Genomic DNA, 21,332 nt, shown 5'->3' with positions numbered 1-21,332 from the left:
CGGGGGGACCCCCGCCGCCTGTCCACGCGCAAAAAAACCATCCGATCAGCTCGGATGGTTGGCGTCTCCGGCGCTAGCGGATGGCGTTCCAGTCGTACGGCGTTTCCTGGTAGACGTAGTAGTTGAGCCAGTTGGAAAACAGCAGGTTGGCGTGGGCACGCCAGTTTACCACCGGCGGCTGGCTCGGATCGTCGTTGGGGAAATAGTGTTTGGGGATGGCGATGTCCAAGCCCCTGCTGCGGTCCCGCTCGTACTCGTCCCGCAGCGTCCCCTGGTCGTATTCCGAGTGGCCGGTGACGAAGATCTGCCGGCCGTCTTTGGTGGCCACGATGTAGACGCCCGCCTCCTCCGACTCGGAGAGAATCTCCAGTTCCGCCACCTTTTCGATGTCCTCCCGCCGATTTTCCGTATGGCGCGAGTGGGGGATGTGGAACACGCTGTCAAACCCCCGGAACAGCTTGACGTTTGGCTTGTTCACCGTGTGCGCAAAGACGCCGAACAGCTTCTCGGGCAGCGGGTGCTTGGGCACGCCGAAATGATGGTACAGGCCCGCCTGCGCCCCCCAGCAGATGTGCAGCGTGGAGGTGACGTTGGTCAGCTTCCAGTCGAGAATCTGCTGCAGTTCCTTCCAGTAGGTGACCTCGTGAAACGGAAGCTGTTCGACCGGCGCGCCGGTAATGATCATGCCGTCAAACTTCTCGTCCTTGATCTCTTCAAATGTCTTGTAAAACGTGGACAGGTGCTCTTCCGAAGTGTTCTTGGAGGTGTGGCTGCCGGGATGGAGCAGAACGATCTCCACCTGCAGCGGCGTGTTCCCCAAAAGGCGGAGCAACTGCGTTTCCGTCGTCTGTTTGACCGGCATCAGGTTCAGGATGACGATGCGCAGCGGCCGAATGTCCTGCGTAAAGGCCCTGCTCTCCTTCATCACAAAAATGTTTTCATTGGCCAATATCTCCGTTGCCGGCAGTTCGTCAGGCAATTTGATTGGCATGCTTCTCCCCCTTCCGTCCGTCGCAGTGATGTCTGCCAGACAATAATCCGACAAATTCGACAAGTATACTTTTCTTTCCTGCTTCCAGCATAGGATCAAGGAAAGAAAATGATGACAATCTGCGCAGCAAAAAACCCCTGACCACATGCGGGTCAGGGGCGGATGCCATGTTCGAGCCCAAACGCGGCTCCCTTTTCTCTTTGCGGCAGACCGGCGTGTACGGGTCACGCCTCCGCCGGCTGCTGTTTCGTTCCGTTGAACATGCCGGAATCCAGCTCTCCCGTCACTTTGCTGGTCAGCAGGCCCGCCGTCATGCTGCCGCTTACGTTGAGAGCCGTCCGGCCCATGTCGATGAGCGGCTCGACGGAGATCAGCAAACCGACGATCGCCACCGGCAGATTCATCGTCGACAGCACCATCAGAGCGGCAAATGTCGCACCGCCGCCCACTCCCGCCACTCCGAACGAACTGAGGGCAACGACGAGAATGAGCGTCAGAATGAACGACGGCGTCAGCGGGTCGACGCCAGCAGCCGGAGCCGCCATCACGGCCAGCATCGCCGGATAAATCCCCGCGCAGCCGTTTTGGCCGATGGACAGTCCGAACGACCCGGCGAAGTTGGCAATTCCCTCCGGCACGCCCAGTTCGTCCGTCTGCGTCTTGACGTTAAGCGGCAGCGTGCCCGCGCTGGTCCGGGACGTAAAGGCGAACGTCAGCACGGGCAGCGCCTTCTTGACATAGATGACCGGATTCAATCCCGCAAGAGCCAGCAGGAGCAAATGAACGGCAAACATGACGAGCAGGGCCGCATACGACGCCACGACAAATTTTCCCAGGTTCCAGATGGCTTCGTAGTCGCTGGTGGCGGCCACCCGTGTCATGATGGCCAGCACGCCGTATGGCGTCAGGCGCAAAATGAGCGTCACCACCCTCATCAAGACCGTGTAGAACGTGTCGACGATGCCGACGAATTGTTCGGCGTGTTCGGGATGCTTCCGCTTCACTCCCAAAAACGCCAGGCCGATGATCGCGGCAAAGATGACGACGGCGATCGTCGACGTTGGGCGTGCTCCCGTGAGATCCAGGAACGGATTGGCCGGCAGCAGCTCCAGGATTTTTTGCGGCAGCGTCATCGTTTGGAGCTCGCCCAGCTTCTGCTCCACCTGCTCGATGCGCGCGGTCTCCGCTTCTCCCTGCTGAAGCTGCACGCCGTCCAGATCGAACGCGAATGTGAAGCCAATCCCGATGGCCGCAGCCACTGCGGTCGTGCCCACCAGGATGCCGAGAATCAGCGTGCTGATCCTCCCGATGTTCGCGGACAGCTTCATTTTGGTAAAGGCAGCCAGAATGGAAAGAAAGACCAGCGGCATGACAATCATTTGCAGCAGTTTGACATAGCCTTTCCCCACAATGTTGAACCAGTCGATCGACGTCTGCAGTACGTCCGACTTGATTCCGTAAACAGCCTGCAGGATCAGTCCGAATGCGATCCCTGCCCCCAGAGCGGCAAAGACGCGTTTGGAAAACGACACATGCTTCTTCTGCATGGCGTACAATCCGGCCATCAACAGCAGCATGAACACGATGTTTACGATGGACAACAACGTCAGCATGATTCTCCCCCCGATTGGCCAGCATGAATTCCGAATTCCGTTCCGATGCGGAACAATACATTTATATGACACAAATACCGATGGGTCAAGTGGGGTTTGCACCTCAGATGCACCCGCATCACCAAACGCCCGCGCCAACGTCCGAAATGGGCAGAATCCGGATTGACGGCAAAGGTTTCCATCGGTTATTGTATAACCAACGGTTACTAACCAATGGTTACAACAGATCTGATCACGACAAAGGAGCGAGAATCCCCATGCCGAACAGACAGGAAATCCGTTCCGAGGAAACCCGACGGGCGATTTTGGCAGCGGCCGGAACGCTGTTTGCCGAACGCGGTTTTGACACCGTGACCATGCGGGAGATCGCCAGGACGGCCGGATGCTCCCACACGACCATCTACCTGTACTTCAAAGACAAAGAGGCGCTGCTTCACCATCTCTCCATGGAGCCGCTGCAATCCCTGCACCGGCAGATGGAGGCAGTCCTGCGCGACCGGACGCTCGCTCCCGCAGACAGCCTGCAGGCGGTTACCCGGGCATTCGTCCGCTTTTGTCTCGCGAACCGGAACATGTACACGATTTTTTTCATGGCGAAAGCGTCCCGCGTCGACGAGGAGACGCCGGCGCTGGAGGTGCAGCAGCTTCGCAACCGGTTGTTCGGCCTGCTCAGGCAGGCGATCCGGGCGTGTCTGCCGCCGGATACGCCGGACGACCGGGTGCTGGCCTACACCCGCATCTATTTCTTTACCCTGCACGGGATCATCGGGACGTACACTCATTCCGACGAGCCGCTCGACCACCTGCTGGAGCGGCTGGAACCCACGTTTGACCTCGCCTGGGAAGTCATGCTGGCCGGATTTCACCAAACCGCAACAAAAGGAAGTGGTGCGTAGATGAAGGCGGAACAAGTCTCCGAGCACATTTGGAGCCTCAAGTCGTGGCTGCTGATCCCCGTGCGCGTCTGGGTCGTCACCGCTGACGACGGAGTCACGCTGGTCGACGCCGGCCTTCCTTTCATGACCACCGGCATTTTGCGGTTTATCGACAGTTTGAACGCCGGTCCGCTGCAGCGCATCCTGCTCACGCACGGCCATTCCGACCACGTGGGGGCGATCAGGGGGATTCTGGACAGATACGCGGTTCCCGTATACGCACACCGCATCGAGATTCCCTACATGGAAGGGGCGCTTCCGTATCCCCGCCGCAAGAAACCGGAGCGCATCGTTGCCAAAGGACTGGCGGCTCCGCTCGCCGAAAGCCCGGACGGCCAGCTCGAACCAATCGCCGGCCTGAAGCCCTATCTGACCCCCGGCCACTCTCCCGGTCATGTCGTCTACTATCACGAGCAGGACCGCGTGCTGCTCGCCGGCGATCTGTTCACCTCCAAAAACGGGCAGCTCCGCCGACCGATGCCGATGTTCACGGCGGACATGGCGGAAGCGGTGAAAAGCAGCGCCATTGTGCAGGAACTGATGCCCAGGCGGCTGGAGGTTTGTCACAGCGGACCGGTGTTTGCGGCCGGGGAGCAGGTGGCGGAGTATATGCGCATGTACGGGTAAAGCCGCGTAAGAAAAAGGAGGGGCATCCCCCCTCCTCAGTGTGTAGACAAAGTGACTGCTGGGGGGAGAAGCACATTTCCGGCATCCGCTCCGTGCTCGCCCAGCCGGGAAGCAGAGACTGCCCGCTCCGCACCGATTTGCGGGGGATCGCCAAAGCCGCATCGCTTTGCAGCCCATTCAGAGGTGGCGCTCCTTTTTCCCGCAAATCGCTGCTCCGCTCGGTTGGGCTCACAAGTCGCTCTGCCTGGAAACATGCTTCTCCTTCGATACAATCGGTTTGCCTACAGTCTGAAGAGGGGGATGCCCCTCCGTTCATGGTCTCACCGGTGCAATCGCTACGCCCGCTGCTCCGTTTCCTTGGACCGCCCAAGGAACAGGTTGTCCAGCGCAAGCGCCGGGCTGCCGCTGATCAGCAGGTGCAGCCCCATCGCCATCAGGGCCACGTCCAATTCGTACCCGCCGAGAAATCCGCCTTTCAGCTTTACGGTAACAATCGCGCCCAGCATGATGACGACGAAAGCCCCGGCGATGATCCGCGTGCCCAGGCCAAGCACCAGGCAGATGCCGCCGATCCCTTCGAGAAACGCCACGACATAGGCCAGAAAGCCGGGGATGCCGACGCTTTCAAAGAACCCTGCCGTCTTGTCGAGGCCGCCTTGAAACTTCTGCAGGCCATGCGCAAAAAAGATCACCCCCAGCACCACGCGAACAATGAAAGAGCCGAATCCGTTTTGTTGAATCATCGCCATTTCCCCCTATTATTTTCTAACTACAACCTGTAGTGTAAGCGGCCAAAAAAAATTCAGGAGAATTCGATCAGAAACAGGGAACACAGCAAAAGCAGCACCTGCACCGAAATCATCGTCGGCGCAAACGGCAGCCTCAACGGAATGTCCATGTCCGGGTCGAGCAGCCGCAGGATCCGGTAGTTAATCGACGTGTCGGAAAAGGAGACGGCAGCCTGCACCGTAGCCGTTCGTCCGTATTTCAGCATTTTGACCAGGGCGCCTCCCAGGTCCTGCCCCGATCCCAGCCGGTTCACCGCGTAATGATCCGCCAGCACTTCCCTGGCGATGTTGTAGTGATGTCTGAACCATTTGAGGATCGGCAGGTACCACATCACCGCAGCGACCAGGGACAAGACGAACGTTTTGACCGGGTCCCGATGCTTTTGATGATACATTTCGTGATAGATGACCGCTTTCAGCTCGTTGTGGTCAAGCAGCTTCACCAACCCGGTGGAGAGGATAATGCGGGGCTTCCACATGCCCATCGTAAAGGCAACCGGTGCCGGGTGTTCCACCACCAGAATCGCATCTTCCCCCCCGCTGCGGCAAAACGCTTGATTGAGCGCGGTACAGTGCCCTTCATGCCGAAGATGCCGCAATCGCTTATAGGTTCTCGCAGAGAGGACGATCTGCCTGACAATCACCTTTGATCGCTTTTCCCACATCGCTTACGTTTCCTTTTTCCATTGCTTCAGTTTTTCTTCCAGCTTGTCCAGAAGTTCCTGATCCACTTCTTCCAAGGCGTCGAGCATGTGGTTGACCACCAGCGGACCAAACTCATCCATCAGCTCATGCGTCAATTCCCTGGATTGCGTCTCCATGAATTCCTCCCGCGACAGCACCGGACGGTACAGGGAAGTTCTTCCCTCCGTTCGCTTCACCAGGACCCCCTTCTCCACCAAACGGTTGATGACGGTCATGACGGTGTTGAAATTCAGGTGTTTCTCCCGCTCCAGCTTTTTCTGGACGTCCTTTATGCTCATTTCCGAACCGCTCCACAGCACATCCATCACCTTTGCTTCCAGCGGTCCGAAGAACCGGTTCAGCCCCCTCTCATGACATTTGAAGGTGAGAATTTTCATGATGGTACAACCTCCCACTACAGATTGTAGTGCTGTGATACGCAGTTGTCAAGTATTTCCAAAAGCGAAGGAAAGGACGAAGTTCCCCTGCCCTCTCCGCTTACGATTCAATCCCGGCAAAGGAGAAATTATTGAGAGATGATTCTCACAAATTGAATGATAATCGGAGCGCCTTGTACCGGAACGTCGCTCAGGATCAGGGTGCCCGGCTGAATCACATAGGAGTGGGGCGGCTGGAGTATGCCATTGATAAATAGACTGGCGAACGTGAACGTGCCGGGATCAAGAATGCCGGATGTACTGAACTGGGGCACCGCATCGCCGCTGGTATACACGTTTCTTACGCCGTCAGCAATCGCCGTATATTGGAACGTTTCGCCTCTCAGCAGTGTCGGACTCTGCGGAGCAGACGGTTGGCGCGGAAAGATTAGCGGGCAGCCCAACGGCCCCATCAACGCCAGCGGACTGCACCCCGCCTGATTTTTGGGGTTGATGTCCCTTGTGACCACATAATGTCTGACCCGATTATTCATGGGTGAACCTCCTTTTCCAACATGACCCTGCTGTTCCTCTTTCCCGCTTGTCGGCAGGCTGGAACTTTGGGAGTTGATCCTTTCTGAAACAGGAGAAAAGGGCTGACCCGAATACAATCCAGCCCTCGTGTAAGCCCTGTTTCCCCCAACCCGTGCCTAGTTTACCACAAACTCAACAATAACCGGCGTAGCGGGGTTTTCGGCATCGCCATCCGGAATGGTGATGGATGTCGTGGTGACGGTCGAGGTATTCCCCGGCTGAAGCACGCCGTTGATGTAGAGGTTGTAGAAAGCAAACGAACTCGGAAACGCCGTGGCGGCCGCGCCTGCGTCGTCGTTGAAGGCGGTTGCGGCAATCGCAAACGTGGCCCCCGTGCCCGTTCCGGCTCCAATCGTGGACGTAAACCGCAGCGAGGTCATAAACGGCTTGATGATCGGCATGGTTTCACCCCCTTTTTTGATCGTGAAAGGATCCTTTCACAATGCTATACAATGCTATCTTTCTTTCTTCTGAAACGGACAAACGTTATCGGAGAAACGCGGAATTTTCGCCGTGCAACCACATGCCGCCTCCTGAAAGCCGCGTACAGGGACTCTTGTTCGGCCCTGCTTCACGCGGACAGGTCCTTTTTCAGCAGCATGAGACTTGACACCCACTGCGTTACGACGCCGCTCGCGATCTGGAAATAGCAGGGATTGATAGCTATAATAGGGATTGTTTGTTTGTGCAAACCAAGCGAGGGGATGGCCGATTCCGATGAAAAAATGGGCAGTGGCTGCATTGTGCGCCTCACTGACAGCTGCCGGCGGTTGGGCACTTGCGAAAAACACCGATGCCATCACGCTGATCGTCAACGGAAACAAAGTCGAAACGGATGTGGCGCCGCAGATCATCAACGGACGCGTCATGGTTCCTGTGCGAGCGGTGTCGGAGGCGATAGGAGCTGAAGTGACATGGGACAGCGAACAAAAGTCGGTGATCGTCAGGAAGCCGGAAGGGCCGAAACCGATCGCCCGTTTGCCTCTTGATCAGACCACGCTCTATGCCCTGAAAGAAAAAGATGGCCAGTATGCTCCGCTGCTCGTGGAACACAAGGGCCAATTCAAGCTGGTCGACTGGAAAAACGTGACAAACCCAACCTATGCACCAAAGATTGATTCCAGAGACCTGACGGGGGACGGAAAAAACGAGCTGATCATCATTCTGACGACAGGATATGGAACCGGGGCGCTGACACAGGACATCCACGTACTTCAACCGGATACATTCGAGGAACGAAGGGTTCCTGATCCGGTCGAGACAGTGAAGCAAAACGTGACGAGCAAGGTCGCCAGGGAACAAGTCGAGATTTCGATTGGCGGAAAAACAACGGTGATCACCGCAAACAAAATCCCCGCGGCACCGTCCACCTGGTTTTCGTCCGTCGGATTCGGCGGCATTGTGACCTATGAAACGCAGGGAAACACGCTGCTTGCCCGGGTTCCCGCGCAGCTGTCACCCGCACATTTTTTGGGACATTTTCACATCACCTATCAGTTTGTGCAGGATCAATTCCAGGTAACATCAATCGAATTCGTGCAAGACTAGCAACGAACATGAAACCGGACAGTGTTTTGCTGTCCGGTTTTGGTTTGATTCATAGCCCTCCCCCCAGGGAATCATCTGCAAATTGACGAACATGATTCAATCCTGAATAATTATACAAAAACGTATAGCAAGGAATTGTACGGCAAACTCACCGCCACATGAAAGCGTACAGCCGGCATCTATTCAAAAATGGATAAGGGACGCAAGCAAAGGGGGACAGCGACGTGAGTGATCAACACACGTGGAGCGAAGACCTGGCCATCTTGCAGTCGCTCAAGGACGATCTGCTGGTCACGAATACGGACGGCATCATCGTGCGGGCCACTGAAAAAACCGGGCAGATTTACGATGTGGACACAAAGGACCTGATCGGCAAATCGGTGTACGACCTGGAAAAGGAAGGGCTGTTCACGCCGATTGTCACGCCGATGGTCATCAAGGAACGAAAGAAAATCACCGTGGTGCAGACGACAAACAAGCGGAAAAAGCTCCTGGTCACGGGCATCCCGGTGTTTCACCCCAACGGCGAGCTGATCTTTATCGTCAGCTACTCCCACGACGTGACGGAGCTGATCAACCTGCAGCACTACCTGCAGGTGCTGGAAGAAGACATCGAGCGCGTGAAAAGCGAGCTGGACATGCTGCGAAACAAGCATCTGCATGCGGATGGAATCATCGCCAACAGCGAGGAAATGAAAAACGTGATCGACACCGCGCTCAGGGTGGCCGAAGTGGATGCCACCATCCTGCTGCTCGGCGAGTCCGGGGTGGGCAAATCGCATATCGCCAAGTTTATTCACAACCACAGCGGACGCGCCAAGGGACCGTTTATCGAGGTAAACTGCGGCGCGATTCCCGATGCACTGTTTGAGGCCGAACTGTTCGGGTACGAGAGCGGTGCCTTTACCGGGGCCAACCCGAAAGGAAAGATGGGGCTGGCCGAGCTGGCTTCCGGCGGGACGCTGTTTCTCGACGAAGTGGGCGAACTGTCGCTGATCAACCAGGTCAAACTGCTGAAGATGATTCAGGAGAGGCGATTCTTCCGGCTGGGCGGCACCCGGGAACGGGAGGCGGATTTCCGTCTGATTGCCGCCACCAACAGGGACCTGGAAGCGGCGGTGATCGAGAAAACCTTTCGCGAAGACCTCTATTTTCGCCTCAATGTCGTGCCGATTACCATTCCGCCGCTGCGCAGGAGAACGGAGGACATCCTGCCGCTGATCCAGTACTTTTTGAGCCAGTTTGAGCAAAAATACAACCGGAAACGGACGCTGGACGAAGCCGTGATCCACCGCTTGATCTATTACGAGTGGAAAGGGAACGTGCGGGAATTGATCAACGTAATCGAGCGGCTGGTCGTCACGTCTTCCTCCCCGGTGGTGACGGTCGATCTGCTTCCGGAGTACATCAACCGGCGATACGATCTGCCGCTGTTTGATGTGCACGAAAATCGGCCGCTGCAGGACATTTTGGATCACGTCGAACGGCAGGTTCTGCTGAAGGCGAAACGAACGCACAAGACCACGGTGAAAATGGCGCAGGCGTTGGGGATCAGCCAGCCGTCCGTGGTGCGGAAATTAAAAAAACACGGAATCACGTAGGGGGTTGGAACGAAACTTGCAACTCTTTCCCGGCAGACACACGAGGAGGGTTGCAGCATGTCAAGCGATTGGAGTTATTTGGTTGGTCAGATGCATGCCTTGCTGGCGCCAAGCATGGCCAAAGACCACCCGAATCTGCCGGTGGTCAAGGCGGAAGGAGAATATTACTACGGATTGGACGGCAAAACCTACCTGGACTTTACATCCGGCATTGCCGTAGCCAACACCGGGCATCGCCACCCGAAAGTGGTGGAGGCGATCAAGCAGGCGGCGGACCAACTGGTGCACGGTCCGTCCGGCGTCGTCATTTACGAGTCGATCCTGCGTCTGGCCAAGGAATTGACCACCGTGCTCCCGGCTGGGCTGGACTGCTTTTTCTTTGCCAATTCCGGCACGGAAGCGATCGAAGGGGCAATCAAGCTGGCGAAGCACGTGACGAAACGCCCCTATGTCATCTCGTTTCTCGGCTGCTTTCACGGTCGTTCGATGGGTTCCCTGAGCGTGACGACATCCAAAAGCAAGTACCGAAAATTTCTGCAGCCCGGCGGCTTGACCTACCAGCTCCCCTACGCAAGGGTGGAGGAGTGTCCGGCCGGGGCGGACCCCGACGCGTATTGCGCGGAACGACTGGAAAAGGATTTTGAGACGCTGTTCGCCCATCAGGTAACGCCCGAAGAAGTGGCCTGCGCGATCGTCGAGCCGGTTCTCGGCGAAGGCGGCTACATTGTTCCGCCCAAGGGCTGGCTGAAAAAGCTCCGGGAGATCTGCGACCGGCACGGAATCCTGTTGATTTTCGACGAGGTGCAGACCGGCTTTGGCCGCACCGGAAACTGGTTTGCCGCACAAACCTTCGGGGTCACCCCCGACATCATGGCGATTGCCAAGGGGATTGCGTCCGGCCTTCCGCTCAGTGCCACGGTCGCTTCCCACGACTTGATGAAGCAGTGGCCGCTGGGCAGCCACGGCACCACGTTTGGCGGCAATCCGATCGCCTGCGCGGCGGCTCTGGCCACGCTGGAAGTGATGAAAGAAGAGAACCTGGTGGAAAACGCGCGCGTGATGGGCAGCTACGCCCGGGAACAGCTTTGCCGCTTGCAGCAGAAACACCCGACGATCGGAAGCATCCGCGCCGTCGGGCTGATGATCGGCATCGAAATCGTGGATCCCCGCACGAACGCTCCCAATGGAGAGGGATTGATGACGATTCTAAACAAGTGCCTGAGCAAAGGCGTGTTGTTCTACCTGTGCGGGAACCGCGGTGAAGTCATCCGCATGATTCCTCCGCTCACCGTTACCAAAGAGCAAATCGACTTCGGCCTGCGCATGCTGGACGAAGCCATCACGGAATACGAACACGAAACGCTGTGCATCGGCAGCAGTGCCGTGTAACGAACCTTTCACACAAGGAGGCCGGCTATGGTTGCGTACAAACCCAAGGATTCATCCCAATCCCCCCGCTTCTGCGGCGTGCGCACGTTCATGAGGTTGGAGCAGGTGCGGACGACGGACGGAGTCGACTTCGCGGTGGTGGGCGTCCCTTTTGACACAGGGGCGTCCAACCGAACCGGTCAGCGGTACGGCCCGCAGCATATTCGGAACGCTTCGGTGCTGCTTCGCCCGTACAATCCCGATCAAGACATCCATATCTTTGAATACTGCTCCGGTGTCGATTACGGCGATATCGACGTGGTTCCGTTCAACATTCACAAGACATACGACATCATGGAGCGGGAACTGTTTTCGCTCATCGACAACGACGTGACCCCCGTCATTCTGGGCGGGGATCACTCGATTTCGCTCGGCAGCCTGCGCGCATTTGCCAGAAAATTCGGTCCAGTCGCCCTGATTCACTTCGACTCCCACGGGGACACATGGGACAGCTATTTTGGCGAAAAGTACACGCATGGAACGCCGTTCCGCCGGGCGGTGGAAGAAGGATTGATCGATACGTCCCATTCGATACAGGTGGGGATGCGCGGACCGCTCTACGGACCGGAAGACATCAACGACGCCCGGGCGCTTGGCTTTGAAGTGATGCCGATGAGCGAACTGCGCGCCATCGGCTGTGAGCAGGCAATCCGCCGCATCCATCAGCGGGTGGGCGATCGGCCGGCGTACGTGTCGTTTGACATCGATTTCGTCGATCCTGCGTACGCACCGGGCACAGGAACCCCGGAAGTCTGCGGGCCTACCAGCTATGAAGCGATTCAACTGGTGAGAGGACTGGACACCCTTCATCTGGTCGGTTTTGATCTGGTCGAAGTCCTGCCGTCACACGACCCCAGCGAAATTACGGCCGGACTGGCCGCGGCCGTGGCGTACGAAATGATCAGCCTGATCGCATGGAAACAGCGCCGAAAACAGGAAAACCTGGAGGGATAAAGGATGAACAGCGTCGATACGATCGTCATTCTGCTGTATTTCGCGTCGCTGATTGCAGTGGGCGTCGTCGGCTCCAAGCGTGCCCGGACAACGGAAGAGTACGCATTGGCGGGGCGCAACCTGGGCATGTTCATGTATCTCGGCTGTCTGTCCGCCGTCATTTTGGGCGGGGCCTCCACCATCGGCACGACAAAGCTGGGCTACACATTCGGCATTTCGGGCATGTGGTTTGTCACCATGATCGGGGTAGGCATCATGCTCCTTGGCGTTTTGTTCACCAAGCGGATATCCCAGTCCAACGTAACGACGATCAGCGAGTTTTTGGGCAAGCGCTACAATGCCGAAACCCGGCTCGTCAGTGCCCTGGTGGCGGCGATTTACACGCTGATGGTAGCCGTGACGCAGGTGATCGGGATGGGCACCATCATCAACGTGCTGCTTGGCTGGGACATGACCCTCTCGATGATCGTCGGCGGCGGAATCGTGCTGTTCTATACGATTTTGGGGGGCATGTGGAGCGTAACGGTAACGGACATCATCCAATTCATCGTCATGACCGCGGGCGTTTTCCTGATCATGCTGCCGATGAGCCTGTCGCATGTCGGCGGATGGGATCAACTGGCATCCAGACTGCCTGCCGCCCATTTTGATCTGACCGCCATCGGCGGTGGTCAAATTCTTCAATATTTCCTGCTCTACGCGCTCGGCATGGTGGTCTCCCAGGATATTTGGCAGCGCGTCTTTACCGCTCGCACGCTGCAGATTTCCCGTACCGGGTCCGTATTGGCCGGCGTCTACAGCATTTTGTATGCGGTTTCATTGACCATCGTCGGAATGTGCGCATTCATTGCCCTCCCCCATCTGGAAAACCCGCAAAATGCGTTCGCCAACATGGCCATCTCCATTCTGCCCAATGGGGTGTTGGGCATCGTCCTGGCCAGCGTCTGCTCCGCGCTGATGTCGACCGCCTCCGGGACGCTGCTCGCTTCCTCCACGCTGCTTACCCACGACATCCTAAAGCCGTACTGGTTTCGGGACATGGACGATCGGCGGCTGCTGCGGCTGTCCAGGGTAACGACGCTGTTCATCGGCGCGCTCGCCATTGTCTTTTCGATCTGGATTCAGGACGTGCTGGTCGCTCTCGACGTGGCGTACGCCATTTTATCCGGTGCGATATTCGTTCCGCTCGTGGTCGGATACTTCTGGAAGGGAGCGACAGCGAAAGCGGCCTTTTCCTCGATCATTGCCGGCACCGTCGTCGTGCTGGCCGGATTGGCGATCGAAGGACTCAGCTCGACAAACCCGATCATGTACGGCATCGCCGTCAGTTTGGCCGTGATGATCGGCATGACGTACGCAACCGCCCCGAGCGTTTCCGACAACGTCCATTCGGTCAAGTGACGGGACGCGCTTCCGCCGCGAACCTGAAGTGACGGGACACGCTCCCGCCGCGAACCGGAATGGAGAGCCGCAAGGGAAAGAGGCTGACATCCCCCATGTATCCAGGGATGTCAGCCTCCTTGTTTTCCTTGCGATGCCGGTTTGTCGTACCAGCGCTCAACCGCTCATGTTCGCCGTGCCGCCGCTCAACGCACGCCCAGGATGATTTCCATGGTGAGCTGATCCAGCTTCTCGTAGGCCAGTCCTTTTTCGCCAATCCCGTCGCGGTCGAACTGAGCGGCTTTCAAAGCCTGGTGCTTGGCCGGCGAGTACGTGAAGTCGAATCCGGGAACGCCTGCGTCATGATGTTTCAATTCCTGCAGCAGTCCCTGGATCTCCGGATCGCTGTTGAACCGCTTCACTTTCTCCTTCAGGATCAGGTACGTCCGCATGCAGCCCTTGGCAAATTCGCGCACGCCTTCCAGATCCTCAGTGCGATAGGCATGGGCGTCAAAATGCAGGGGCCCCTGATAGTTGTAATCTTCCAGCAGTTTGACGAGGAAGAAGCTGTTCTTCACGTCTTCCGAGCCGAATCGCAGGTCTTGGTCAAAACGGCCCGACTTCTGGTCATTCAGGTCGATATGGAACAGCTTGCCGCATTCGAGCGCCTGCGCCACCGCGTGGTAGAAATTGAGGCCGGCCATTCTCTCATGGGCCACCTCCGGATTTACCCCGACCATGTCCGGATGGTCCAGCGTGGCGATAAATCCCAGCATGGCGCCCGTCGTCGGCGTGTAAATGTCCCCTCTCGGTTCGTTCGGCTTCGCTTCCAGCGCGAATTTGATGTCGTATTTGCGGTCGCGTGCGTACTCACACAGATAGTTGATGCTTTCGCGATACCGCTTCATCGCCTCGACGGCGTCCTTGGACGCATCCACTTCCGTTCCTTCCCGTCCGCCCCACAGCACGAAAATGGAGGCGCCCAATTCCACGCCCAGATCGATGGCGTCGGTGGTTTTTTGAATCGCGTAGGCCCGTACACGCGGATCGTTGGAGGTGAACGCCCCGTCCTTGAACACCGGATGCGTAAACAGGTTGACCGTGGCCATCGGCAGTTTCATGCCGGTCTCTTCCAGCGCCCGCTTGAATTCGTTCACGATCCGGTCCCGCTCGCCGGGTGCTGCGTCAATCGGAACCAGATCGTTGTCGTGCAGACTGACGCCATAGGCGCCGATTTCTGCCAGCATTTTCACGGCTTCCACTGGCGAATACCCGGTCCGGACGGCATCGCCGAACGGGTCCCGCCCCGGGTTGGCAACCGTCCATAGGCCAAAGGTAAAACGGTCTTCAGGTGTCGGTTGGTATGCGTTTGTCATGATAACTCCTCCTGTGGTCCAAATATGGAAACTACAATTGCAAAATGGCCGGGCGGGCATAGATTCGCTCCTGTACGCGGCACTCGATCATCGGCCAATGGCCGCCTCCCCTGGTGAGGATGGTGGGGCCGGTTTCTTCCGCCAGGATCGTATCTTCGGATTTGCTCCCGGTTATCGACGGATTCCAGGCCAGAGCCTGACCGTCCTGAATCAATCCGGGGGTGTCAGGGGTAACGAGAACGTCGCGATTGGCGTATCCAAGCGGTCCCCCTTGATGATGAAGCCGCCACTCATTCCCGTATCCGGCTTCCGCGTAAGCTTCCATGCCCCGCCGCAGCACGTCCCGATAGGGGGTGCCGATCCGGCTGGCATCCATCATCACGCTGTCGATCTGCGCCACCCGTTCATGCAGGGCGAGCAGGGAATCAGGCGCCGGTCCCAGATGCACGATGCGGGTCAGCGCGACGATCAACCCGTACCTTCTCGCACAGGAAATGACCATGCTGTGCCGCTGCAGCGGCTTTTCTGTAGGGATCGGATGGCGAAAGCGCGCGATCCGCTCATCGTGGGCGACCAGGGTGACGGTTGGATCGAGGCCGTGTTTCATCAGCGCGGCATTCAGGCCAGCCGCGACTTCCCGCTCGGTAACCCCCGGTTTCAACCCGAAGCAGATCTCTTCGGTGATCCTGGCGGCCGCCGCTCCCAGTTCCTTGATTCTCTCCACTTCCAGCGCTGTCAGCGTGAAGCGCAGCGCAGCCAGCTCATGCGGCATGTAGCGGCAGCCTTCTATGGGCACATCCGAAGCGATCCGCCCCGGTTCGGCCGCACGGGACAGCACATCGACCAACTGCTCATGCCAGGGGTACTCCATCCACGCCGCGTCAACCCCGACCAATTCTTCGGCCCGAAGCCTCGGCGCTTCGATGTTGTTGGTCACGACGATGTAATCTGACGGCGTGACCAGAACACCCGCCTCCCCCTGCTCCGAGCTGCTCGGTACATGGTTGTCTCCGCCGCTGGTGATCCAGGCAAAGGAAGCGCGGCTCATGAAAAAAGCACCTGCCAGTTCCTTTTCCTGCAAAAAGCGGCGAACCCGCTGAAGTTTGCAGTCGATGTCTTCCTGCCGCCTCATCCCTGCTCTCCCTCTTCCACCAGCTTGTGCAGGAGGTGCATGCTCTCCCGCAGATCGCCGTACAGCCGGCGGTACACGGCGTAGTACTTTTGATAGACCGGCACATGGGCGGCAACGGGCAGCAGCCGATCCGCGGTGCGAACGGCCGCCTCGCAGGCTTCCTCCACGCTGCCGTACACACCGGTGCCCACGCCGGCCAACAGCGCCGCTCCGAATGCCGGCCCCTCGTTCGCTTCCACCGTGTCCACCTCACGATTGAAAATATCGGCCATGATTTGCCGCCACACGCGGCTGCGGGCCCCTCCGCCCGACGCCCGGACATGCGAGATGTCCATGTCGAGCGCCTTCATCAGTTCGATGCTGTCCAACAAGCTGTACGCCACGCCTTCCATCACCGCGCGAATGAAGTGATTTTTTGCGTGGCGTGCGGTGATGCCCACAAAGGCGCCCTTTGCGAACGGGTCCAGGTGCGGCGTGCGTTCACCCATCAGGTAAGGGAGAAACAGCAGCCCCTCGCTCCCTACCGGCGCATGTTCCGCCTCTTCCGAAAACAATTCGTACGGATCTTTTTGCAAAAACGACGCAGCGCTTCGTTCCACATCGCCAAATTGATTGCGGAACCACTGAAGCGAGCCGCCCGCCGCCTGCGTCACGCCCATCACATGCCACTTTCCCGGAACAGCGTGGCAAAAGCTGTGCAGGCGACCTTTCGGATCGGTGACGATCTTGTCGGTGCAGGCAAAAACCACGCCGGAGGTGCCAATCGTGCCGGAGACGATGCCCGTCCTGACAATGCCGTTGCCGACAGCGCCCGCCGCCTGGTCGCCGCCCCCGCCCGCAACCGGCGTTCCCTGGGCCAATCCCGTCTCCTGCGCCGCACCGGCGGAGACGCGGCCCGATATTTCATGCGACTCGTACACGGCGGGCAGCCACTCGGGGCGAATGTCCAGATGCCGCAGCATGTCCCGGGACCATTGGCGGTGGGCCACATCCAGCAGCAGGGTCCCCGAAGCATCCGACACTTCCGTCGCCCATTCGCCGGTCAGTTTGTAGCGGATGTAATCTTTCGGCAGCAGGACCTTGGCGATGTTTTCATAGACCTGCGGTTCATGTTCCCGCACCCAGAGCAGTTTGGTCGCGGTGAAGTTGGGCAGCGGTGGATTGGCCGTCATCCGGATGATGGCGTCCCGCCCGATCTTCTCCTCCATCCACTCCACTTCCGCCTGCGTGCGCTGATCGCACCAGATGATGGCGGGGCGCAGCACGTTCCCACTCCGGTCGAGCAGCACAAGCCCGTGCATCTGACCGGAAAGCCCAATCCCCGCAATATCCGCCGGCCGGATCCCGGCCTTCCTGATGATGTCCTGAATGGTATGCTTCACCGCCCGCCACCAGTCTTCGGGATGCTGCTCGGCCCATCCCGGCTTTGGCTGCAGGAGCGGATAATCGGCACTCGCCGCCGCTTGCAGTGATCCATCCATCCGAAACAAGCAGGTTTTCACGCCGGAGGTTCCGACATCAATGCCCAACAAGAATCCCATCTGTGCTGCCTCCTTTCACGCTTCGGTCACAAGGCGACGATTTCTCCTGTCCGCAGCGATTCATAGCAGGCGTCGATCACCCGCATGTTGTTGATCATTTGCTCGTGAGAATACCCGGCGGCCTTGCCGTACACGATCATTTCGTTCATCTCGGCCACTTCGAGGACGTACTGATCGGCGATGATTTTCTCCTCGCGCACGCGGCCATCGTCCGTCGTCACGATCACAAGCCCTTCGCCGCCTTGAAGATCAGGCCGGTACGCACGCGGAACGCGTATCGTCCCCTTCGTTCCCACCACTTCGTATTGATTGTGGAAAACGGTCTCGAAACCGCAGTCAAACACGACGCGCACGCCGCTGTTCATCCGAAGCAGGGCGGTAACCAGCGTGTCCACCTGCCGCCGTTCGTGCATGCGGCCCTGCGCAAAGACGGATACAGGCTCCTCCCCCAAAATGTGGCGGGCGGAATGGATGCAGTAGCAGCCGACGTCATACAGGCTGCCGCCGCCCAGCGCCGGGTCCATGCGGATATCCCCTTCCACATCTTCGAGCAGGAAGTGGAGCGAAGCGCGGAACAGGACCACCTCGCCGATTTCCCCGGACTGCATGATTTCTTTTACCCGCTGATGCTGCGGGTGGTGGCGGTACATGAAGCCTTCCATGAAGATCACGTTGTGTTCGCGGCAGGCCTCCAGAATCTCCCGCGTTTCTGCGCTGGTCAGCGCCGACGGTTTTTCGCACAGCACATGTTTTCCGTGCCGGGCCGCCTTGATGGCCCATTCCTTGTGCAGCCCGTTTGGCAGCGGAATGTAGACCGCTTCCACCGCCGGATCGCCCAGCAGCGCTTCATAGTCGTCGTAGGCGGCGGGAATCCCGAAGCGGTCAGCCACGTCCCGCGCCTTTCCGCTTTTGCTCGCGATCGCGACAACTTCGCTGTGCCCCTCCCGCTGCAAAGCCGGGATCAGTTGTTCCCGGGCAATCCGCGCCGTCCCCAGAATCCCCCATTTCACGGTGCGCATGTTTTCTCCATCCTTTCCGCAAAAAGTTTGCCAGGCTGCTTACGATTTGTTCTTGGTGGCGATGTCCAGCCATACCGCGAAGACCAGAATCGAACCCTTGACGATGTACTGCCAGAAGGGCTGCACGTTCATCATGCTCATGCCGTTGTCAAGGCTGACCATGACCAGCGCCCCGATGATCGAGCCGACAATGCTGCCCGTTCCGCCGGCCAGGCTGGTTCCGCCGATCACGCACGCCGCGATGGCGTCCAGCTCAAAACTTTGACCTGCGCCCACCGTTGCCGCATTGAGCCGGCCCGTCAACACGACGCCCGCCACGCCGGCCAGCGCCCCCATCATCACGAAAACCGAAAGCATGTGCGCCTTGATGTTGATGCCGGAAAAGCGGGCCGCCTCCGGATTGCCGCCGATGGCGTAGAGATAGCGGCCAAATCCCGTTTTCGTCGAGATGAACAGGAACACCAGACCCAACACCAGCACGATCAGCATGGGGATCGGAATGCCGTAATAGCGGTTCATCATATAGGTGAAGCCCATGAGGATGACCGCGTAGGCGAACGCTTTGCCGTAATCGCTCGCCGCGCTGTTCAGGGGAAGCTGAAGGCGGGCGCGTTTTTGGCGCCTGCGCGCCGTTCCGTAAAAAATGGCCGCACACATGATCGCCGCCAGCACATACCCCCACACATAGGGCAGATAGCTTTGGCCAATCTGCACAAAACTCTCGTGCAAAGGGGCCACGGTTTCCCCTTTGCTGACACCAAGCAGCACCCCGCGCCACACCATCATCCCGCCCAACGTGACGATGAAGGCGGGCACAGCCTTGTAGGCGACCAGCCACCCCTGCAGGAGCCCGATGGCGGCTCCGGCCAGGATCGCGACCAGCACCGCCGGAACCGTTCCCCAGTCGTACCACACCTGGAGAATTGCCGCGATCCCGCCGGTCAGCCCGACAATCGATCCAACCGACAGGTCAATCTGCGCCGCCACGATGACAAGCGTCATGCCGATCGCCAGAATGGAAATCACGGACATCTGCCGGAACAGGTTGGACAGATTGCGCGAGGTCAGAAATCCGCCGTCCGTCAGCACCGTGAACAGGACTGCGATGAAAATCAGCGCGATGACCAGCGTGTATGCGCGAATGTCAAATCGAAAGGACAGCTTCTGTTTTTCCACTTGCCCCACCCCCGGTTGCGTACATCATGACCTTTTCCTGCGTTGCGTCCTCGTGCGTCAATTCGCCGACGATCCTCCCTTCCGCCATGACCAGAATGCGATCCGACATGCCCAGCACTTCGGGCAGTTCGGACGAAATCATGACGACGGCCATTCCCTGCCGAACCAATTCGTTGATCAGTTTGTAAATTTCGTATTTTGCGCCCACATCGATGCCGCGTGTCGGCTCATCGAGAATCAGGATTTTCGGCTCGTTCATCAGCCACTTGCTGAGAACCACCTTTTGCTGGTTTCCCCCGCTCAAGTTGTTCACGGTTGCTTCCAGGCCGGGCGTTTTAACCTTCAATTTTTCGATGAAACGGTTGACCGTGCTCACCTCTGCCGCTTCATCGATGACGCCGTTCCTGATCATTTTGTCCAGTGCCGCCAGCGTCGCGTTTTTCCGGACGCTCATGTCGAGGACCAGCCCGTATTTTTTCCGGTCTTCCGAGACGTACGCGATCCCGCTCTCGATGGCATCCCGCTGGGTTTTGATAATTACCGGCCTTCCGTCGATCCGGATTTCGCCCTGCTTCTTCCCCTCGTACGCGCCGAAAATGCTGGTAAACAGCTCTGTCCGTCCCGCTCCCATCAAGCCTGCGATGCCCAGAATCTCTCCCTTGTGGAGCGAGAAAGACACGTCCCGGACGACCTGTTTGTTCTGGTACGGACTGTAGACGGAGAAGTTTTTTACCTCCAGCACTTTTTCGCCCCGCTGCTTTGGCTCGTACGGGAAGAGTTCCGTCAACGTCCGTCCCACCATCAGCGAAATGATTTTCTCTTCCGTCAGCTCTCCGATCGGGTGAGTCGCGACCGTTTTGCCGTCCCGCAAGACCGTGACGGAATCGGCGAGGGACATAACTTCGTTCAGCTTGTGCGAGATGTAAATGCAGGTGACGCCTTTTTTCCGCAGCTGCCGCAGCATCTCCATCAACAGCGATACTTCCGCTTCCGTCAGCGCCGCGGTCGGTTCATCCAGAATGATGATGTCGCTGTTCTTTGCCAGCGCCTTTACAATTTCCACGAGCTGCTGCTGGCCAATGCCCAGATTCTTCACTTTTGTTTCCGGATTGATCTCAAGCCCAACCGATTTCAGCCATTTTCTCGCCTCGAGGTAAAGGGTATCCCAGTCGATCACGCCAAACGTTTTCGGTTCGTTTCCGAGAAAGATGTTTTCCCCGACCGTCATCTCTTTGACGAGCGCCAGCTCCTGATAAATGATGGCGATGCCCGCCTTCTCCGAATCCTTGATGCTTTTGAAACGCTGCTTCCGGCCGTTGACGATGATGTCCCCCGTAAACGTGCCGTCGGGGTACACCCCGCTCAACACTTTCATCAAGGTTGACTTGCCTGCGCCATTTTCGCCGCACAGCGCATGAATTTCCCCCTTTTTTACGGAAAAGGTGACGCGGTCAAGCGCGCGAACGCCGGGAAACTCCTTGGTGATCGATTTCATTTCCAGCGCATACATGCTATCACCCCCGAAGATGGTTGGGAGCAGGGGGAAGGCAGGCTCCCCCTGCTGATGA

General features: G+C 58.1%; 20 protein-coding genes. 7 read left to right on the top strand and 13 right to left on the bottom strand.

Features of this window, described 5'->3' with window-relative positions:
• Positions 1 to 73: 73 nt before the first annotated feature.
• Positions 74 to 991, bottom strand: coding sequence for a homoserine O-acetyltransferase MetA (metA, locus tag FOI68_RS12900; RefSeq protein ID WP_143863423.1), 918 nt, complete (start codon positions 989 to 991; stop codon positions 74 to 76).
• A gap of 224 nt (positions 992 to 1,215) precedes the next feature.
• On the bottom strand, positions 1,216 to 2,604 hold the full coding sequence (locus tag FOI68_RS12895; protein ID WP_143863422.1) for an L-cystine transporter: 1,389 nt from the start codon (positions 2,602 to 2,604) through the stop codon (positions 1,216 to 1,218).
• 257 nt (positions 2,605 to 2,861) lie between these two features.
• On the opposite strand from FOI68_RS12895, the gene FOI68_RS12890 reads away from it, so the two are divergent.
• Together FOI68_RS12890 and FOI68_RS12885 are read left to right on the top strand one after the other, a co-directional pair.
• Entirely contained in the window at positions 2,862 to 3,500 is a 639-nt protein-coding gene (locus FOI68_RS12890) for a TetR/AcrR family transcriptional regulator (protein ID WP_143863421.1), read from the top strand.
• On the top strand, positions 3,501 to 4,166 hold the full coding sequence (locus FOI68_RS12885; RefSeq protein ID WP_143863420.1) for an MBL fold metallo-hydrolase: 666 nt from the start codon (positions 3,501 to 3,503) through the stop codon (positions 4,164 to 4,166). It abuts the gene before it with no gap.
• A 335-nt stretch (positions 4,167 to 4,501) separates the two neighbouring features.
• Here the strand turns inward: FOI68_RS12885 and FOI68_RS12880 are convergent, their stop codons facing one another.
• From FOI68_RS12880 to FOI68_RS12860, 5 genes are all read right to left on the bottom strand, one after another.
• Positions 4,502 to 4,909: a DoxX family protein gene (locus FOI68_RS12880; RefSeq protein WP_255433463.1), complete on the bottom strand. Its 408-nt coding sequence runs from the start codon at positions 4,907 to 4,909 to the stop codon at positions 4,502 to 4,504.
• A 59-nt stretch (positions 4,910 to 4,968) separates the two neighbouring features.
• Complete coding sequence (locus FOI68_RS12875; protein WP_143863418.1) at positions 4,969 to 5,619, bottom strand: M56 family metallopeptidase; 651 nt, start codon at positions 5,617 to 5,619, stop codon at positions 4,969 to 4,971.
• A gap of 3 nt (positions 5,620 to 5,622) precedes the next feature.
• A complete protein-coding gene (locus FOI68_RS12870) occupies positions 5,623 to 6,036 on the bottom strand; it encodes a BlaI/MecI/CopY family transcriptional regulator (RefSeq protein WP_029100731.1) in 414 nt (137 codons plus the stop codon).
• A gap of 128 nt (positions 6,037 to 6,164) precedes the next feature.
• Entirely contained in the window at positions 6,165 to 6,569 is a 405-nt protein-coding gene (locus FOI68_RS12865; protein ID WP_143863417.1) for a DUF4183 domain-containing protein, read from the bottom strand.
• Positions 6,570 to 6,725: 156 nt separating this feature from the next.
• Complete coding sequence (locus tag FOI68_RS12860; protein WP_143863416.1) at positions 6,726 to 7,010, bottom strand: DUF4183 domain-containing protein; 285 nt, start codon at positions 7,008 to 7,010, stop codon at positions 6,726 to 6,728.
• A 316-nt stretch (positions 7,011 to 7,326) separates the two neighbouring features.
• Here FOI68_RS12860 and FOI68_RS12855 point away from each other — a divergent pair, with 316 nt between their 5' ends.
• The 5 genes from FOI68_RS12855 to FOI68_RS12835 all read left to right on the top strand — a co-directional run bounded on the left by FOI68_RS12855 (position 7,327) and on the right by FOI68_RS12835 (position 13,541).
• Complete coding sequence (locus tag FOI68_RS12855) at positions 7,327 to 8,157, top strand: copper amine oxidase N-terminal domain-containing protein (RefSeq protein WP_143863415.1); 831 nt, start codon at positions 7,327 to 7,329, stop codon at positions 8,155 to 8,157.
• A 224-nt stretch (positions 8,158 to 8,381) separates the two neighbouring features.
• Positions 8,382 to 9,758: a sigma-54 interaction domain-containing protein gene (locus tag FOI68_RS12850; protein ID WP_143863414.1), complete on the top strand. Its 1,377-nt coding sequence runs from the start codon at positions 8,382 to 8,384 to the stop codon at positions 9,756 to 9,758.
• A gap of 57 nt (positions 9,759 to 9,815) precedes the next feature.
• A complete protein-coding gene (locus tag FOI68_RS12845) occupies positions 9,816 to 11,147 on the top strand; it encodes an aspartate aminotransferase family protein (protein ID WP_143863413.1) in 1,332 nt (443 codons plus the stop codon).
• 27 nt (positions 11,148 to 11,174) lie between these two features.
• A complete protein-coding gene (gene speB / locus FOI68_RS12840) occupies positions 11,175 to 12,140 on the top strand; it encodes an agmatinase (protein ID WP_029100736.1) in 966 nt (321 codons plus the stop codon).
• Between the two features lie 3 nt (positions 12,141 to 12,143).
• Positions 12,144 to 13,541, top strand: coding sequence for a sodium:solute symporter family protein (locus FOI68_RS12835; protein WP_143863412.1), 1,398 nt, complete (start codon positions 12,144 to 12,146; stop codon positions 13,539 to 13,541).
• Positions 13,542 to 13,726: 185 nt separating this feature from the next.
• On the opposite strand, the gene xylA is transcribed toward FOI68_RS12835, so the two are convergent.
• From xylA to FOI68_RS12805, 6 genes are read right to left on the bottom strand one after another with little or no spacing between them, the layout of a single operon-like run.
• Positions 13,727 to 14,896 carry a xylose isomerase gene (gene xylA / locus FOI68_RS12830; RefSeq protein ID WP_044897062.1) on the bottom strand — a complete coding sequence of 390 codons (1,170 nt, stop codon included), beginning with the start codon at positions 14,894 to 14,896 and terminating at the stop codon, positions 13,727 to 13,729.
• Between the two features lie 31 nt (positions 14,897 to 14,927).
• Positions 14,928 to 16,028: a M24 family metallopeptidase gene (locus FOI68_RS12825; RefSeq protein ID WP_143863411.1), complete on the bottom strand. Its 1,101-nt coding sequence runs from the start codon at positions 16,026 to 16,028 to the stop codon at positions 14,928 to 14,930.
• Positions 16,025 to 17,569, bottom strand: coding sequence for a xylulokinase (gene xylB / locus FOI68_RS12820; RefSeq protein ID WP_143863410.1), 1,545 nt, complete (start codon positions 17,567 to 17,569; stop codon positions 16,025 to 16,027). The genes FOI68_RS12825 and xylB overlap by 4 nt, the downstream gene beginning before the upstream one ends.
• Before the next feature lie 26 nt (positions 17,570 to 17,595).
• Positions 17,596 to 18,588 carry a Gfo/Idh/MocA family protein gene (locus tag FOI68_RS12815; protein WP_143863409.1) on the bottom strand — a complete coding sequence of 331 codons (993 nt, stop codon included), beginning with the start codon at positions 18,586 to 18,588 and terminating at the stop codon, positions 17,596 to 17,598.
• Positions 18,589 to 18,627: 39 nt separating this feature from the next.
• On the bottom strand, positions 18,628 to 19,764 hold the full coding sequence (locus FOI68_RS12810; RefSeq protein ID WP_231558734.1) for a sugar ABC transporter permease: 1,137 nt from the start codon (positions 19,762 to 19,764) through the stop codon (positions 18,628 to 18,630).
• Positions 19,733 to 21,274 carry a xylose ABC transporter ATP-binding protein gene (locus FOI68_RS12805; protein WP_143863408.1) on the bottom strand — a complete coding sequence of 514 codons (1,542 nt, stop codon included), beginning with the start codon at positions 21,272 to 21,274 and terminating at the stop codon, positions 19,733 to 19,735. Before FOI68_RS12805 ends, FOI68_RS12810 begins: the two co-directional genes overlap by 32 nt.
• Between the last annotated feature and the right edge of the window lie 58 nt (positions 21,275 to 21,332).

This window comes from Brevibacillus sp. LEMMJ03 (genome assembly GCF_007197875.1).
Classification (GTDB): domain Bacteria; phylum Bacillota; class Bacilli; order Brevibacillales; family Brevibacillaceae; genus Brevibacillus; species Brevibacillus thermoruber.
This window is presented reverse-complemented; position numbering and strand designations above follow the sequence as displayed.